At 32.4% G+C, this 18,667-nt stretch carries 10 protein-coding genes and 1 tRNA gene; 3 read left to right on the plus strand and 8 right to left on the minus strand.

Annotated elements, in window-relative coordinates:
* Nucleotides 1-70: 70 nt before the first annotated feature.
* Nucleotides 71-508, plus strand: coding sequence for a ribonuclease HI (gene rnhA, locus WOVOC_RS00570; RefSeq protein ID WP_014868998.1), 438 nt, complete (start codon nucleotides 71-73; stop codon nucleotides 506-508).
* Nucleotides 501-3,551, plus strand: coding sequence for a YhdP family protein (locus WOVOC_RS00575; RefSeq protein WP_025263990.1), 3,051 nt, complete (start codon nucleotides 501-503; stop codon nucleotides 3,549-3,551). Before rnhA ends, WOVOC_RS00575 begins: the two co-directional genes overlap by 8 nt.
* A 126-nt stretch (nucleotides 3,552-3,677) precedes the next feature.
* Here WOVOC_RS00575 and tatC read toward each other — a convergent pair whose 3' ends face one another.
* From tatC to prfB, 4 genes are all read right to left on the minus strand, one after another.
* Nucleotides 3,678-4,445, minus strand: coding sequence for a twin-arginine translocase subunit TatC (gene tatC / locus WOVOC_RS00580; protein WP_014869000.1), 768 nt, complete (start codon nucleotides 4,443-4,445; stop codon nucleotides 3,678-3,680).
* Entirely contained in the window at nucleotides 4,442-5,428 is a 987-nt protein-coding gene (gap, locus tag WOVOC_RS00585) for a type I glyceraldehyde-3-phosphate dehydrogenase (protein WP_025263991.1), read from the minus strand. The genes tatC and gap overlap by 4 nt, the downstream gene beginning before the upstream one ends.
* Nucleotides 5,429-5,786: 358 nt before the next feature.
* The gene (typA, locus tag WOVOC_RS00590) at nucleotides 5,787-7,607 is read right to left on the minus strand and encodes a translational GTPase TypA (protein WP_025263992.1); all 1,821 of its coding nucleotides are present in this window, start codon (nucleotides 7,605-7,607) and stop codon (nucleotides 5,787-5,789) included.
* A gap of 289 nt (nucleotides 7,608-7,896) precedes the next feature.
* A protein-coding gene (gene prfB / locus WOVOC_RS00595) for a peptide chain release factor 2 (protein ID WP_242368915.1) occupies nucleotides 7,897-9,001 on the minus strand; the annotation gives its coding sequence in 2 pieces (ribosomal slippage) (nucleotides 7,897-8,925 and nucleotides 8,927-9,001; 1,104 coding nt in all).
* 154 nt (nucleotides 9,002-9,155) lie between these two features.
* On the opposite strand from prfB, the gene mgtE reads away from it, so the two are divergent.
* Nucleotides 9,156-10,526 (plus strand): magnesium transporter, encoded by a 1,371-nt coding sequence (gene mgtE, locus WOVOC_RS00600; protein WP_014869004.1) that lies wholly within the window; start codon nucleotides 9,156-9,158, stop codon nucleotides 10,524-10,526.
* On the opposite strand, the gene WOVOC_RS00605 is transcribed toward mgtE, so the two are convergent.
* The 4 genes from WOVOC_RS00605 to WOVOC_RS00625 all read right to left on the minus strand — a co-directional run bounded on the left by WOVOC_RS00605 (nucleotide 10,523) and on the right by WOVOC_RS00625 (nucleotide 18,583).
* Complete coding sequence (locus tag WOVOC_RS00605; protein WP_025263994.1) at nucleotides 10,523-11,521, minus strand: pyruvate dehydrogenase complex E1 component subunit beta; 999 nt, start codon at nucleotides 11,519-11,521, stop codon at nucleotides 10,523-10,525. The genes mgtE and WOVOC_RS00605 overlap by 4 nt on opposite strands.
* A gap of 2,711 nt (nucleotides 11,522-14,232) precedes the next feature.
* A complete protein-coding gene (gene dnaJ / locus WOVOC_RS00610; protein ID WP_014869007.1) occupies nucleotides 14,233-15,342 on the minus strand; it encodes a molecular chaperone DnaJ in 1,110 nt (369 codons plus the stop codon).
* Between the two features lie 93 nt (nucleotides 15,343-15,435).
* Nucleotides 15,436-15,510: transfer RNA gene (locus WOVOC_RS00615), tRNA-Arg, on the minus strand.
* Between the two features lie 592 nt (nucleotides 15,511-16,102).
* Nucleotides 16,103-18,583: a response regulator gene (locus WOVOC_RS00625; protein ID WP_025263995.1), complete on the minus strand. Its 2,481-nt coding sequence runs from the start codon at nucleotides 18,581-18,583 to the stop codon at nucleotides 16,103-16,105.
* Nucleotides 18,584-18,667 lie beyond the last annotated feature (84 nt).

The raw sequence follows: 18,667 nt of genomic DNA on the forward strand, positions 1-18,667 counted from the left end.
CCTGTAAGTTTCATTAAAATTGTGCTTTCATAGAAGCAGCTATATACTTTATTAGTTTATATAGTTAAAAATGAATAAGAAAGAAGTAACAATATATACAGATGGAGCATGTTCTGGTAATCCAGGAACAGGAGGATGGGCAGTAATAGTATTATTTAAAGGACATAGAAAGAATATTTATGGTAGAGAGAAAAATACTACAAATAATAAAATGGAATTAACAGCGGTGATCAATGGACTGAGGGCATTGAAATTTCCTTGTAATATTAATTTGTATACAGATAGCCTTTATGTTAAACGTGGTATAACAGAATGGATAAATAAGTGGAAAACAAACGGTTGGAAGACAAGTAATAAAAAGTCAGTAAAGAACGTAGAATTATGGAAAGAGTTAGATAATGCTGCCTCACAACACGAGATTAATTGGAAATGGGTTAAAGCGCATAGTTGTAACAAGCACAACGAGGAGGCCGATAATTTAGCAAGAAAAGCAATAATCGATGCTTAAGAAAATCACTATATTATTTTCTATAGTTTTGTTATTTATATTTTGCTTTTTTATTTTGTTTAAAGGTAGAGATCCTTTAGAAATCAATGCTAATTATATTAATTTCTATATAAAAAAGAAGATATTAAGCACGTTTGCTAATGCAAATATCAATATGGGGAATATTTCAGTTGTATGGCAGAAAGGCGGCAAAGATCCATGCCTAGTTATTACAGATTTTAAAGTAGCAAATCCTAATTTTGCTATAAAAATTTCCAACTTTTCTATATATTTTAAGTTAAGCTCCTTACTTAAGACTAATATACAATTTTCTCAGGTTTTGGCTGATAAAGTATATGTAGATATTTGGCCTATCGCTGTCATTCCAGCGCGTGACTCTAGAATCCAAGAAAAAAAAGAATGGATCTCAGTACCAGTCGCTTGGATGACAACAGACTGGACTACTAATAATAAGAAAAAAGCTGGCTTCAAAGAGGTTGATTTTAATTTTCAAAATTCTTTGAAAGTGATGAGGGAGTTATTTTTTAACTTAAGTGCAGATTCAAAGATTGAAATTACTAATATTGCTATCAGTAAAGATATAAAAAATGAATTTTTTATTAATAAAATATATGTAGGGAAGGGAGAGGATTTTGATGTTTTGGATATTTATGTCCACACAAAAGATAAAAGAGGGGTTTTGGATGATTTATCTATTGTGATAAAAAATCGCAATGGTTTATTAAATGTGAGTGGGATATTCTATAACTTGAAATTGGAATTATTAAATAAGTTTCTTACGTTAGTTAAAAATTACAGTTTGGGTAAAAACATAGGCTTCAAAGGAAGCTTTTCAATGAAGATCAATGGAAAGGATGAAGTTGTAGACGGAAATGTATATATATTGGATATAGGAAATCATTTAAATGAAGACTTATCCATAGCTAACGTAAATATAAATTTAATATATGCTAATGGAATCATTGATGTGAAGAATTTCCATTTTAATTTATATGATATATATATATCTTTAATGGGTAAAATGAACTTTAGTACAAGTAATGCTCTGCTTAGGGTTAATATTAGTAAATTTGCTGCAAGGGATTTATGTACCTATGTACCAGATGGTATAGTAAATAGTAAATTTAAAAAATGGTATTGTCGTAATATTGATGGGTATATTGTGAATACAGTTATAAGTTTTAACGGCAAAGTCAATAACTTAATTAATAATAATCTATCAGATGTTGTGGTTGTTGCTGATATAGAGAACGGTAGTATAAAATTTGATGAAGGCTCTAAACAAGTAAAGGAATTAAACGGTGACTTAGCTCTCAGAAATAACAATCTTAAAATTACTGTAAATAGTGCTAAATTTCAGAATTTTACTATTGATGATGGTTACGTTGAAATGGATTCTCTCAATAAAGAAGATTCAGTTCTTGTTATTAATGGCAAAGCTGTGAGTGATGCCTATGGGTTGTATGAGCATGTTAAATTCAAGCTAGATGATATTATTGAAGTTACAAAGGATAAGATAAATGGAAAGGTAAAATCTGTATTCAATTTCCGTGTTTTTAATCTGAACGCTGATGACAAAAAAGCAGACTTTTCAGCTAACTTCTATTCTAAAATTGACAATTTAGTTATCTGTGATGTAAGTCTTGGTAAGTATGATGTTAAGCTTGATTTTGGTAAAGATTTCATTAATTTACGTGGAAATGGTATGGTAAATAATACACAGCTAGTATTTGATCTAAAAAGTAGCAACAAAAATAGAAGTTTTACTTGGAATTTGACCGGAGATTTACCTGCTAAAATACTTAATTTTGGTGGTGGCTATGTCAATACAAACATAGAGTCAGTGATAAATCAAGATAAGACTGGGTATATTAATGGTAACGTGGATTTATCAGAGCTTGAATCGCATTCAAGCTACTTAGGGCGAAAAAATCATTTTGAGGATCACAATAAGATTTTATTTTCTACAAGGTTAAAAGGAGCAGGTGAGTTACTAATAGATAAATTAGATGTCATAGGAAGTGGCTTGGATATAAAATTTAGCGGAAAATTAGAAAATGGGAATTTATATCTAAACTCTAGCAACTTCAAACTACCAGATAATAACTTTAGTGTAGAGATTGAATTAGGTAAAGGGAAAAATATCATAACTATCTATGGTGAGAAAATGAACTTGGGTGATATCTTGGATTTGCTTGGCAAAGATAGTAATGGATTAAGCAGTGACATAGAAGTTGGTATGGATATTGATAACGTAGTTATGAAAGAAGATATCATTATTAAAAATGTTAAGCTGAATTTAACTTGTACTAAAGGTGATTGCAGTGGAAGTCGATTTACAGGACAGTTTTTGAAAGATAATAGTGATATACTAGCAGAGTATAGTGGAATAGGTCTTGAAATATATACGGATAATTCAGGCATACTTTTGCGTTCTTTAGGCATTAGTAAATCAATTAAAAATGGCAAATTATCTTTTTATCTATCTCCTCAGAGAAAGAGTGGAGACCATTATGGTATGTTATCCATTAGTAATTTCTACGTCAAAGATGCTCCACTACTTACTACTTTGTTGTCGATGTCTTCATTACCTGGTATTGTGAACGTCATAAAGAATGAAGGTGTATATTTTGATAAGTGTAACGTACCTTTTTCATACAAAGATGGTACTATTGAGATTGAAGAGTCCTGGCTTGAAGGAGCAGAATTAGGCATTAGCACCAGTGGTAAGTTCGATATTAAAGATCATAAGTTTCAGGTTGAAGGACAAGTAATACCAGCGTACTCAATTAATAAATCTCTATTAAAAATTCCTATAATTGGAAAACTTCTTACTGGTGGAAAAAGTAGAGGAATTATTTCAATAGACTATAAAGCAAGTGGTGATGATAAAAATAGTAATGTATCTGTTAACCCTATCTTTTCGTTAACTCCAAGCCTATTTAAGAGATTGTTGGAAGTGTTTGATCGTGCTATGACAAAAACTAACGAGGCTATCACCAGAGGCATAAAAGGCAATCTAAAAAGGAAATTCACCTTCTAGGGTTATGAGACTAAAAAAATGTTATTCTGTTATTGAAATATAGATAATAGATATATGCTTATGCTCTACTTGAGTGCTCACATACGCTATAAAAAGAAGTATTTAAGCTCTATTTTTTATTTTCCATTAAGTATTACTCTTTGTCTTCTTTTCAATATACCTACACACTATAATGGATAGCTCGTACAGAATCAACATTGGTACTGCGAGCCCTACTTGGCTTAATACATCAGGTGGAGTTAGAACTGCAGCAATAATAAAAATTACCACTATTGCAATTCTGCGCTTATTTGATAAACTTTGCGTGGTAAGTAATCCAACCCTAACCATTAATGTGAGTATGACTGGGATTTGAAATGCAGTGCCAAATGCGAACATGAATTGGAGAACAAGGTCTAAATATTCACTAACTGATGGCATAAACTCTATTGGTATACCGAAAGGTTTGCCACTATGTTCAAAAGTAATAAAAAACCTCCAAGCTAAAGGAAATATATAGTAATAAACTACAGCGGCTCCCATTATAAATAAGACCGGTGTTGCAATTAAATATGGTAACAACACTGCCCTTTCGCTTTTGTATAAGCCAGGTGCTAAAAACATATAAAATTTCCATGCAAATATAGGGAAGGAAAGTAAAAGGGCACTCATTATAGCAACTTTAAGGTATACAAAAAATGCCTCTGTTAAGTCTGTATAGATTAGAGAAAAGCCATTGCTTCCTTTTGTAGCTTCTATTAGAGGCGTGAGCAAAAAATAGTATATATTTTCTTTAAAATAGTAACAAAAACCAAAAACAATAAGAAAAAACAGAAAACAAAAAATGACCTTTCTTCTAAGCTCTGCAAAATGCTCATAAAATGAAGTATATTTATTTTGGTTTTTATTATTCATACTCCATTGTAGCACAATAACACTATGTCTAACATCCTAAGTGAGAAGGCCCATTCGTTATCGTACCACGCTGCAACTCTGCATATGTCACCTGTGACATATGTACCGGCTAAGTCTACAATTGCACTGTAAGGGTTGTGTACAAAGTCTATTGAAACTAGAGGTTCCTCGCATATGGAAAGTACATAATTTTCTGAATTCCTAAACATTCTATTTATTTCCTTAGCTGTTACTTTCTTGTCAGTTGTAAATTTAAAATCAACCATAGAAACATTGCTGACCGGAACTCTGATGGCAGTACCGTCTAGTTTTCCCTTTAATTCAGGAATGATATAACTAATTGTTTTTGCTGCTCCAGTTGTAGTTGGCACTATAGATAATCCACAAGCTCTTGCTCTCCGTGGATCTTTATGATTGCCATCAAGAATGTTCTGATCGTTTGTATAGGCATGTACAGTAGTCATAAAGCCACTTCTTATACCTAGGTTAGAGTGTAAAACCTGCACAATCGGAGCTAAACAATTTGTAGTGCAAGAACCTGCTGATATTACCTTATGCTCTTTTTTTAGCATATTGTTGTTCACACCATGAACTATAGTTACATCAGCATCTGAAACTGGAGCAGAGACAACTATTCTTTCTGCGTTATGCCTTATTGCTTCTACGCGCTTATTAAATGCACCCGTGCATTCAAGTACTACGTCAACATTCCAAGGAATATTTTCAGGACTTCGTTCTCTATATAAAGAAAACTTTCTACCGTTTATAGAAATCCAGTTTTCAGAGTCACTAAAACCAATGTTACCGTTGAATTTACCATGAATAGAGTCATATTTAATCGAATGTGCATGTTGCTTAGCACTGAGTGACCCATTTACAGCTACAACTTCTATTTGTTTACTGTACTTTTCTATTTCAAAAATAGCACGTAATACACTTTTTCCTATTCTACCAAGGCCATTAATTCCTATATAAATTGTCATTTTTTATCTAAATAATTTAATTATAGAGAATATTGTTTGATATTTCATTCTGCTATACAAGTTAGCCTGCAAATTGTAGTGCTTGCACACTAAAAAGTATATGATGCTGAAACTCGAGAAAAGAGAAAGATGCGACTTCCAGGCTAAAATATATCTCTTGCATAGCTAACATATGGTAAGAAATTTTAAAGAGGAACATAGATGAGCATCGCAGAATACTTGCAATGTTTGAGCGAGTATAGCAAGTTTTGATAAAAAGTTACCTGCCGGGAAAAAGTAGGTTATATGATGGATCTAATAATAGAAGTGATATAGTTAAATATCTATTTAAAATAGGGAACCTCTATCTATCTGTTCTTTATTTTTCCCTTTTTGCACGTTTACGTTCATTAGGATCAAGGAATTTCTTACGTAAACGTATAGACTTTGGAGTTACTTCCACTAATTCATCGTCATTTATATATGCTATCATTTCCTCTAAAGTCATTATTTTTGGTGGAGTAAGTTTTATAGCTTCATCACTGCCTGTAGCTCTTATATTTGTTAACTGTTTGCCTTTGAGTACATTTATCTCTAAGTCGTTATCACGATTATGCTGACCAATAATCATACCACAATATATTTTGTCTTGTGGCTTAATGAATATAACTCCCCTATCTTGTAAATTAAAAATTGCATACGCCACAGCTTCACCTTTATCAATGGAAATTAATACCCCATTACGCCTTCCAGAAATTGAACCTTTATATGGAGCATAACCATGGAATGAACGGTTTATTATACCAGTACCTCGAGAATCAGTCAAAAGTTCTCCTTGATAGCCAATTAATCCTCTTGATGGTACTAGAAATGTTAATCTTGTTCTACTATTGCCAGAAGGTCTAATATCAGTTACTTCACCTTTGCGGAAACTGAGTTTTTCCATGATAATTCCACTATACTCATCATTTACATCAATTACCACCTCCTCTATAGGTTCAAGTTTTTTACCATCTTCTTCTTTAAAGAAGACCCGAGGACGTGAAATAGAAAGTTCGAAGCCTTCTCTCCTCATATTTTCAATTAACACTCCAAGTTGTAGCTCACCACGTCCACCGACTTCAAATGCCTCACCACTTGATGTTGTAGTTACAGTAATTGCAACATTTGTTTCTGCTTCTGCATATAAACGGTCTTTTATAACAGTTGAAGTAAGTTTTGTTCCCTCTTGTCCGGCGAAAGGAGAGTCATTAACGCTTATAGTAATTGCCATTGTTGGTGGGTCAACCGGAGTTGAGCTTATTGCAGTTGTAGCTTCCGGTGCTGCTATGGTGTCTGAGACTGAAGCTTTTTCAAGCCCTGCAATTGCAATTATGTCACCTGCTACAGCTTGCTCTACTGGAATGCGTTTTAAGCCAGAAAATGATAGTAACTTAATTAATCTTCCTCGTTCAACTACTTTACCATCGAGATTAAATACCTTAAGGTCAGAGTTGACTTTCACGATCCCTTGGTAAATTTTCCCTGTCAATATTCTGCCAAGAAATTTATCAGATTCAAGTAAAGTGACTAGCATAGCGAAAGGTGCATTTTGGTTATAAACAAGAGGTTTTATATGATCTATAGCTGTTGAAAATAATGGGCTTAAATCTTTTCTCTCGTCAGAAAGTTTCTTAATACACCAGCCATTCCTACCAGAAGCATACAATACTGGAAAATCTAGTTGCTCATTGGTTGCGTCAAGATTAAAAAACAGTTCATATATTTCGTTTAATACTTTATTGATTTTGCTACTTGGTCGATCAACCTTATTAATTATCACAATTGGCTTTAAATTCGCTTTTAGCGCTTTTGACAACACAAACTTAGTTTGCGGCATTGGACCTTCTACAGCATCAACCAGTAGTAGCACTCCATCTGCCATGCACAGTACTCTTTCTACTTCTCCACCAAAGTCTGCATGCCCTGGTGTATCAATAATGTTGATCTTCTCATTGCCCCACATTATTGATGTGCATTTTGCAAGTATTGTAATTCCGCGTTCACGCTCTTGATCGCCACTATCCATAATTCGCTCTTGTACTTCTTGGTTCTCACGAAACATGCCACTTTGTTTTAACATGTTATCAAGTAAAGTAGTCTTGCCGTGGTCGACATGCGCAATTATTGCGATATTACGAATCGATTTGAATGCATTCATTTCTTATCATTTTAAGTTTAATTTAGTAATAAGTATATATGTAATATATCTGGAGTAAATAACCAAAGCTATGTAGAAGGAGATGCCATTCAAGTATCTGACAGATAACACACAAGGAAATTCAATAATTTATAAGGATTAATTTAAGTTAATAATTAAAAAATTTATGAGTAAATCACGTATCTATAGTGATTATGGAAAACAGTAAAAATATAAGTAAAAGCTAATTTATTTAAAAAAATAGTGAGAGATTTTTATAAACGTACTACGATAAAAAATCAAACTCCACTTAATTTTTATTAGTGAGCATGTTAACTATAAAACAATCTATATTACCATCAAAAACGGAGTTTATATTACCAACTTCATATCCAGTCCTTAAATCTTTCACCATTTGATACGGATGCATAATGTATGACCTGATTTGATTGCCCCAACCTATGTTGCATTTTTTATCATAATCTTGAGCTATTTTTTGTTCTTTTTTTTTCAGTTCAATTTTATATAAACGTCCTTTAAGTAGTTTTAATGCCTCATTTTTATTTTGATGTTGAGACCGGCTGTTTTGGCACTGAATTATAACACCTGTTGGAATATGCGTTATACGCACTGCACTTTCAGTTTTGTTTACATGCTGACCTCCTGCTCCTGAAGCACGGTAAGTATCAATCCTTAAATCCTTTTCATCTACAGCAATATCAATTGAATCTTCTATTACCGGGGTAACTCCTACACTTGCAAAACTGGTATGGCGTTTACTGTTTGCATCAAATGGCGATATTCTGACCAGTCTGTGAATACCACTTTCACTTTTTGCCCATCCATAAGCTTTTTCTCCAATGATCTTTATCGTTGTAGATTTTATTCCGACTGATTCCCCTTCTAATTTTTCCACAATTTCGACTTTAAAGTCATGATAAATTTCAGCCCACCTTATATACATATTCATAAGCATTTCAGCCCAATCGTTGCTCTCTGTTCCTCCAGCTCCTGAGTGGATTTCTAAAAAGCAGTCATTGATATCTGCTTTACCAGTAAATAAAGATTCTGCTTCTTTACGCTTGATTAGTTTCTCTAGTTCTATTAGTTCATTTTCAACTTCAGAGAAAAATTCTTTATCATTCTCATTAATAGCAGATTTCATTAAGGTAACAACATCCTTGTAGTCACTTTCTAGCTTTAAAAATGACTCTACATCATTCTTGATTTTAGAGCGCTCTTTTAAAATTTTTTGAGCCTTTTGGTTATCTTGCCATAGATTATCACCTGCAGCTTGAGATTCTAAATCTACAAGGCGTGACTTTAATTTCTCTATGTCAAAGACACCTCCTGATAACTGAAATGCTTTTAGCTAAGCTCTGGAAATGTTTAAAGATTTCTAAATGAGTTTTCATTACGCTTTAGGTTTTAGTATATTCACTATCAATAGCAATAACAGTACACAAAATAGAAATTTAACCATATAATAGTTAATTTAAAACAATCTTATTATACTCTAATGTTTAAATGAATCAAGTATGTGTATTTATTGAGAAGTAAGGTAAAAATATGAATGTTGAAATAAATTCTCATTATGGCTTAGATAAAAAAGCTATTGATGACCTAATTGAATCACTTGATAACGAAAAGTTAGAAAATGCTCGTAAGATTGTAAAAACAATAGATAGCATTCAGTTAGCATATTTTTTATCCACTTCAATCAGTGATCACAGAGAAAAACTAGTTAGTATTTTAGACCAACACTTGTTAAGTGATGCTTTAGTGCATGTAGTACCAGATTTACAAGTAGAAATCATAGAAACACTAGGAGTGAAAGATACCGCGGAGTTATTAATGCTTCTTAACGTAGAAGATATAGTAACCATAGTCAAAGATTTAGATAGAAAGTCTATAAGAAACATACTTAACTACTTGCCTAGTACAACTCGAAAGCCAGTAGAGGAGTTATTATCGTATCCAGAAGAAAGTGCAGGAAGGTTGATACATAAAAATATGGTTATAGCTCCATATTATTGGACGATAAATGAACTAATAGAATTTTTGCGTAACTATAAAAAAATACCAGAAAAATTTCATCAAATCTTTATAATTAATTCAAAACTTGAACCTATAGGTAGTGTTAACTTAAGTAAGGTAATATTCAATTCAGGGCAAACAACAATAAAAGAGATAATGAGCCAAGATATAAAGATCATTAAAACTGGAGTGGATCAAGAGGAAGTAGCAAGAATATTTAAAGATTACTCTTTACTATCAGCTCCAGTAGTAAATAAGCGAGGTAAGATTATAGGTGTGATTTTAATCGAAGACGTCATAAAAGTTGTTCAACAAGAAACAGAGGAGGACGTACTTAAAATAAGCGGTGTATCTTCTAAAGCCGATATAAATGCTCCTATACATAAAACTATAATTCAAAGGTTACCTTGGTTATTATTTAATCTCTTAGCAGCAACACTATGTTCTATAGTAGTTGGTTTTTTCGATAGTGTAATAGAAAGCTTTGTAGTACTCCCAATAATTATGCCAATAATTACATCGATGAGCGGAAACGCAGGATCTCAAACAGTAACGTTAACCATCAGGGCAATCGCAACAAAACATTTAACTGAGCAAAATGCGAACAGAATACTGATAAAAGAGTTTTTGATAGGTTTGATAAATGGAATAATTCTATCTATTATTTCGCTTGTGGTATTAACAATAAGATTTCACACTTTTAAAGTGGAGATTATTTTTGTGGCTTCCATGGTTATGATGTCGACTATTGCAACGTTTATTGGAACTTTCATTCCTATAATGCTCCATCGTTTAAAATCCGACCCTGCCGTTTCTTCTTCAATCCTAACATCAGCCACAACTGATATTCTTTCAGCTTTTATATTTCTCAGTTTAGCTGCGTTTTTTCTGCTGAATAACTAAGTTTTTCTAAAGCAAACCTGATGTACAGCTTCAACTATATCTTCTATTCGCGGTAACGCTTTTTTTTCTAGGTTTGCAGCATAGGGTAAAGGAACATCTTTGCCAGTTACTCTTACAACTGGGGCATCAAGATAATCAAACCCATGTTCCATAATAATGGCTGATAACTCTGCTCCTACTCCTGCAAACGGCCAACCCTCTTCTATACTCACTAATTTATTAGTCTTTTTAATAGAATTAATAACAGTTTCAGTGTCAAATGGTCTTAAAGTTCTAAGATCAATAACTTCAGCTTCTATGCCTTCATTTAGAAGCAAATCTGCTGCATTTAAAGCATCCACTAACTTTAACGAAAAAGCAGTGATAGTTACGTCTTTTCCTTTTCGGATAACAGCAGCTTTACCTATTTCAAGTAGATAATCTTTATTTGATAGCTCGTAATCAGAAACTTTGTGCTTATGTCCATAAGCGATCTCGTTTTCTAAAAATATTACTGGATCTGGATCACGAATTGCTGCTTTGAGCAAACCTCTACAATCGGAGGCAAAGTAGGGTGCTATCACTTTTAATCCTGGTACGTGCGAGTACCAAGATGCAAAGCATTGAGAATGTTGTGCAGCAACTCTCGCTGCAGCGCCATTTGGTCCACGAAATACTATAGAGCATCCAAGTTGCCCACCTGACATGTAATTTGTTTTTGCTGCAGAGTTCACGATTTGATCGATAGCCTGCATGGAAAAATTAAAAGTCATAAACTCAACTATTGGCTTGAGTCCAGCAAGTGCTGCTCCAACAGCAAGACCAGCAAATCCATGTTCAGTAATAGGTGTATCAATTACCCTACTTTCTCCAAATTCTTTTAGCAACCCTTTTGTCACTTTATAGGCACCATCGTACTCTGCAATCTCTTCACCTATGATAAAAACATCATGATCGTTTTGCATTTCTTCTCTGATTGCTGTGCATAAAGCTTCTCTAACGCTTAAAGTTGCCATTTATAAACTTTTGTAGACTTTTACTAAGGTGACTATATCAAAATTACCAGGGCCTAGTAAAGTAGTATATTTCTATAGAGAAAGAGTTTTGTGCTATTTTTGCTCTATGGGTCATGTGTTTACAACAAGTTTACTCTTTATGCTATAGCTTTTTCTTCTCTTAGTAATTTTTTCAATATGAACTTAACTCGATTTAGATATGCATTTGCCAGTAGCTCTGATCCGTACCTTCGTTAAGGTCAAAAGATCTGTTTTTCTTAATCTTTTATTTTAGTTTTTATTTTTTCTAATTTTTCTTATTAAAGTCTGCTTCTTTTTTTTAGTAGACACTCTATTTCATCTGAATGATTAGATTATTGTGTGTAGCATGATGTAAAAGAGTTCATTCATGTTTCCGCTTGTTACGTTAAGACCTGTTTTGCTTTTTGCCTTGGATGGTATTAAATCTTCAGTTAGATAATCTATTAATTTTGCTGTTTTTTTCTTGGTCTTTTTCTCAAAAATCTATAAATGTTTTGCCGTTTATACTATAATGTACAAGTAATATAGGTTAAAACAACATTTCCAATCTTTGTCTTCTAGATCTGTTTGCCTCAATATATATTTCACTTTATCGTTATTACCATTACAGGATATAAACACTACATTGTATAGAGTGTTATGTAGTGAACATAAGGTTTTTATTGGTGATAAATATTTGTTTTGATCTTGTTGTGTCAATCAGCAGTGGTGTATGAAAAGGCTAAAATTTATTTATATTTTATGCTTAACTTGCACTGAAAAAAACTTGCTTATAAGTTTTTATATAAATAACATTACTTGAGTCTGAGTTTTGAGTTTCTATAGTAAATATAGTTCTAACATTGTATATGTGAGCCGCTAGCTATTAACGTAGATGTTATAAGAGTTATAATTGTTAACAGAATAAGTGAGCCAGAAGCAATATACTAAGAATAGTACCCATCGCCTATTTTAACATAACTACAAGACCAACATAAACAACTTTTGAGGAGAATTGCCTTTTCTCTGTTTTCTTAATTCGCCTTTATTTAAATCTGTTCTACTCTTGATTTTTTCCTGCAAAGAATTCTATAATTTTATTAATTTGTTGTGGTAGCAAGATCTAAAGGACTTTTCCTGTTTTTTTATCTTTTATTTCAAAACTTGCTTTTTCCTTTGCGGGTATTTTACTTTATTCAAATAATCACTGTACGTAGCATGATATGAAATAGTCCATCCATTTTTATCTGTTAACGTTAAGATTTGTGTTACCCATTTCCTAATGTAAGCTTTGAATTATAGTAGTATAATATATGAAGGAGTCCATTCTCTGGGGATGTTGCATTAATATTTTGCTCTACTTTTTAATTTTTCTCATTTCTTTTTTAGATGCTATTTTTATCTTAGAATAGTGAAATTTTATTTTGCCTTGTTCACTATTAAGTGAGTGTGTTTTTATTTTCTAGATCTTGTTTTTTTGTTTTGGTGATTGATTCTTTTTTCTCTTTATTCTTGAGCTGAACATATAATTTTTCTGGTTAAGCTTTAAGTTTTCCAATCTTCTCTTTTTGAAGTTGCAGTACATTTTTTAGAGCATGAATTAATATTTTCTTCAATATTATTTATTCTACTAAGATTGATTTCAAAATGGGAAGAGTGTTGGATATAATTTCAAGTTGCCTCGAACCATGAACCACTTTCGTCACTAATACTCTTATCACTATATACAGAATCGTATAGTTCTGAATTGGGAATTCTATGATTACTCCGAGGGTGATGATAAGTACCTTTATTTTGAAGCTTTATGTTAAGATCTTTTACTTTCTTTAGTGAATAGTTTTTTCTGCTTTTCTTAATATTTATATTATGGTGTTCCTGCTTAGCAAATCACCAACATATCTCTTGGAGTTTTATTACTTTACAATGAAGGATTTACTCAATCATTACTTAATGATTGTATTATCTCTACTGTAAAGCAGCAACGTGTCTATTGTTATAGCGTCATCTAGCATTTACAGCTTAAACTTATTTTTTTTATAGAAGATGTTAGATTTAAATGTATTGCATACCATTATATATGTGAAGAATTCTGTTCTTTTTTATTGCTTCTTTCTTTTGATATGTTGTTGCTTGTTTAAGCTTTTACTTGCTTCTTGTAGCACCTTTACAAACTCTTTATATTTCAACCTTTTCCTTTCAGTTTATGGACTGTTGCTGTGCAGTTTTACAAAAATGATGTGGATTTATTTTTTTTGTTTCTTCACACTTATTCATAATGGAAGCATCTTTTTAGCACTGCCTATAATACTAATTAATCTTGTCACATAGCTTTTTACATCAAAGAACACAGTACAAAATATACTGAGTGCCAAAAAGTTTTGGCTGTGGCATTTTATCAAATATTGCGGAGCAAAGCTGTACCTATTATTATTTATAGGTATATAAGAGAGTCAGACTACTCTCTAAATGGGTTAAATGATATTACATGCTGCTTTAATAGTTGTATTCAAAAGATCAATGTTTTAGCACTGCTTGTATAAGAAAAGAAAATGAGTGATTTTATAAGAAAATGCTAATTCTTTTGATAAAGCTAAAATAATAATTGAGTAAGCTTGCATAGAAATGTTTGTACAGTTATGTTCTAAGCGCTATGCTAATGGGGAACAATTAAAAAAACCTAAAACTACTTTTAACATCGTTTAGTAAATTTTTTACTTTTTTTTTACTTTATTAAAAAAACCTTCAGGTTGCTGTTGCATGTTTTCCTCTTCTTCAAGTGCTTTTAATAACTCAACTTGCTTTTTAGTTAAAAGCTTTGGGTTTAAAGTTTCAACTATTACTTGTACATATAGATCGCCACGTACGTTTGAGTTCATATATGGCATACCCTTTTCTCTACAACGTAGTTTAGTACCGGTTTGAGTGCCTTCAGGAACCTTTACTTTTATTTTAACTCCATCAATTGACTGTACGTCGATTTCACCACCGAGTACTGCTAGTGTCATCCTTACAGGTACTTTGCAATGTAAATCTGCTTTATTCCGAGTAAAGATTTTATGTGGAACGATTTTAACGTATACATATAAATCTCCGTTTTTTCCACCTTTTGCTCCAGCCTCTCCTTTGCCACTTACTCTTACTTTAGCGCCTTCCTCTATGCCTTTTGGAATTGAAACTGATATATTTACTTCATCTCTTTTACGCCCATTTCCACCGCATTTTTTGCATTTGTTCTGTACTACTTCGCCTTCCCCGTAACATGTAGTACAAGTTCTTTCGATTGTAAAAAAACCTTGCTGAGCCCTGATCCTACCACTTCCTCGGCATGTGTGACACTGAATTGGCTTAATTGCGCCTTCACTGCCTGTACCTCGACACGTGTCACATTTTACATTTGTAACGTAATGTATAGGTGCTTGTATTCCCTTAAACGCATCCTCTAGAGTAATTTCAAGATCATAACGTAAGTCTGATCCAGGCACTCCTGGTGTACTTCTTTTTGCTTTTGACCTTCCTGATTCCCCAAATCCTCCGCTAAAAAAGTCATTGAATATGTCGCTAAAGTCTCCCGCAGCTTGACTGAAGTCAAACCCACCAGAAGCACCTTCATGACCATAACTATCATAATTTGCTTTTTTTTCGGGGTTAGATAAAACCTCATATGCAGCTGTTATTTCTTTAAATTTTTCCTCTGCTTCTTTGTTACCAGGATTTCTATCTGGATGATACTTCAATGCTAATTTTTTATATGCTTTTTTTATCTCATCAATGCTAGCGTTTCTGCTTACTCCCAGCAGCTCATAGTAATCTTTTGTACTCATATATGATAGTTCAGTATTTAACCTCTAAAGGTAAGTATTTCATACATCAATTTCAAGTGTGGCTTGTGTTTTCTGCGTGTACTAAAAACAGAATGCACCCTGAACGACTCGAACGCTCGACCTTTTGATCCGTAGTCAAATGCTCTAATCCAACTGAGCTAAGGGTGCCTTCTATGAAGTGAACTTTAGCAGGTTTTACAGCTTAATTCAATTAATTTGGCTAAAATAGAGTACAAAGCTAAATTGATGGTGTAATAAATTTACTAATGCTTTTAACTTAAATTTAATAAGTGTAAGTAAGAAAAATTCTTATATTTATAACTTTAATTCTCTCTTTTATATTTGATGCAAGTGTTATTAAGCAGAATAGAACAAGCGATGAAACATTAAAAGTGATATGTAATATAGTAAAATATATCTCAAAAAGAATAGATAATTAAGTGCCTTTGGCTAATACTTTTTGCGCTCGGTGCATTTACTGTTGTGTTTTTTGGTGCACCAAAAATAGTGAGTGTGGTAGTACCAGATATGGCAGAAGCTTGTATAAGTGATTCTAGTAATTAGGAAATAGTTAATGATGCATGAGTTACAAAATGTACTGTAGATAAAAGGTAGAATGTGTTTAGGGATTTTTGAAACAGTAAGGGTAAAAAATAGTGTTTTGAAAGCACTATTTTACGTTTTTTATCTTACGCATAAAATACTCTATTATGCATATGTTAGTAATTTTTATATTAGAAGATTTTTTTAATACTTAAAATTAAACTGTTTTTTCTACTTTGTGTAGTACACTTTGAACTTTATTTCCCAATTCACTTAAAGTGAATGGTTTCGGTAAAAAGTGGAAATCTTCTATATTAATGTTGTCGTTTTTCAAAAATGCATCTTCTGCATATCCAGAAATAAAAATGACATTTATATCTGGTCTATGAATTAAGGCTTCTTTGACTATCTCTGGACCACTAACTTCTGGCATTATTACATCAGTGATTATTAGATCTATGTGTTGGCTTTTTTTACTTATTATTTCTAGTGCCTGACTGCCTATGCTAGCTTCTATCACATCAAATCCTTTTCTTTGTAATGTCTTAGTAGTAAATTCCCTTACTGAGTCTTCATCTTCAATTAATAAAATCGTACCATTACTTTTAACTTCATTTACTACAGGTTTTTCTATTTCTTTGATATCTTTCTCTATATCATTTTCATCTGATATATAAACCATAGGCAAAAATATGCTAAATTTAGTTCCACAGTTTACTTTACTAGCAACATAGATGTATCCTTCAGTTTGCTTGATAATACCATATACAGTAGAGAGGCCAAGGCCAGTACCAGAAGCAATATCTTTAGTAGAAAAGAATGGATCAAATGCTTTTTGAATTGTGTCACTTGTCATTCCACATCCTGTATCAATTACTTCGATTACAACATAATTTCCATGTTCAATTCTTTCTTTATCTGGAGAAAACATATTTTTAGGTGTAGAATTGAGTGAATTAATCTTTTTATTGAAAGTTTGTATGGTGAGTTCTCCCCCTTTTTCCATTGCAGCATTAGCATTGACTACTAAGTTAATAATAACTTGCTCTAATTGTCCTTGGTCAGCCCTAACCATACCTAAGTCTTCACCATAATAAGCAGTGAATTTTATATTTTCGCCTATTAATCTTTTTATCATTTCGTAAAGGTTGGCTATCGTACTATTTACATCAATAATCTTTGGTTGCATAGTCTGTCTTCTTGAGAAGGCAAGTAATTGCTTAACTAAATTTGACCCACGTTTTGCATTTTGCTGTATCTGTATTATATCTCTAAAAGATGGATCACTAACTGAGTGCTGAAGTAAAAGCAAATCACAAAATCCTATTATTCCAGTCAGAATATTGTTAAAATCATGTGCAATACCACCTGCTAGCTGTCCTATAGCCTGCATTTTTTGATAATGTTCGAGCTTTACTTCTAGATTTTTATGCTCGGTGTTGTCAACAAAATAGCAAAGTATAAACATTGCCCTATTATGAAGAAACTTATTGAAGTATATTTTCATATTATCGTTGTTGCTGAGCTGTACGTCAAAGGATGCATTATTTATTCTGTTACTCGAAAAATATTCATGTATTTTTATATGATAGTCATCTGATATTAATGTAAAGATTGAGTTAGTATCTGGACCTGCAAGTTTTATTAACGCTGTGTTTTTCTTTATGAAGTTGCCACTTGAATCACACTGTGCAATAGCAATTGATGAATTTGTAAAACATGGGTGTAGTTGATAGTCAGCTATGTTTGATTCAACTGGTGTAATTAAGCCATATATATAATTATGACTGTGTTTATCACAAAACATAGCAGTGCTCATATAAGCTTTAAATGGAACACCGTTTGCGGTACAAAACGAAATCTCATTGCTAGTTGCTGTATTATTATAATTAGATTGAAATATAAAATCATTGATTAAACTGCCTTTTTCAAATTTTCTTAATTCAAATATGTCTAAGAACCTTTTATTTACATATAGAATCACTCCTTTAGTATTTGCAATGTAAGTTCCTATATTGTGCTTTTCTATTAATTCTTCATACACCTGTTCTTTGTTCATCTGTGTTGCTTTTAGCACAAAATACCCACGCGGTCTTGCTATTGGTGCTAATGACAAGTTTAATACCTTATTGTTATTTAGAGCAACTTGGGGATTATCTGATATCGGGTCAAAAAGTAAGAGAAAATTAGATATCTTATTTTTCTTGCTTAAAGCAATGCGTACTTGTGTAGAAGAGTTATTTTTTAGCGCATTATATAATGCTTTTTTGTCTTTCTCTGAAATATTTCCTGCTTCGAGAAGCTTATCTAGTGTAACATTATTATCTATGTATTCCTTGAACCTTTCGTAGAATCTTGCGTCAGCATAAATGACACCCTCATCTTTGTGCAAAATGAGACAAAACTCTGTATTATGATTGAGTGCACTTGCAAATATTGCATTTTGGAATTCTGTGATACTAAGCAGGTATCTATGACGCTTTGCGTTATATATTATAAAGAGAGTCATGAGGGTGCTAACTAGCATATTGACCTTTATATTAATATGCCAATCGTATTTATCAAGAAAGTAAAGTGCTGATATTATTATTGGAGGTAAGGTCATAATGGCTGTAATAAAGATGATTGATACTCCATGATTTCTTAATATGAAGTCAACCCTGTTTTCCTTCTTGCTATCTATGTACCTTTTGCTCATTTTACGTACAACAATTCTTTATTATATCTGTTTAATTACTATAGACTTATTAACATCTTTGGTATATAATTGCTATTAGAATTT

This window comes from Wolbachia endosymbiont of Onchocerca volvulus str. Cameroon, assembly GCF_000530755.1.
GTDB lineage: Bacteria > Pseudomonadota > Alphaproteobacteria > Rickettsiales > Anaplasmataceae > Wolbachia.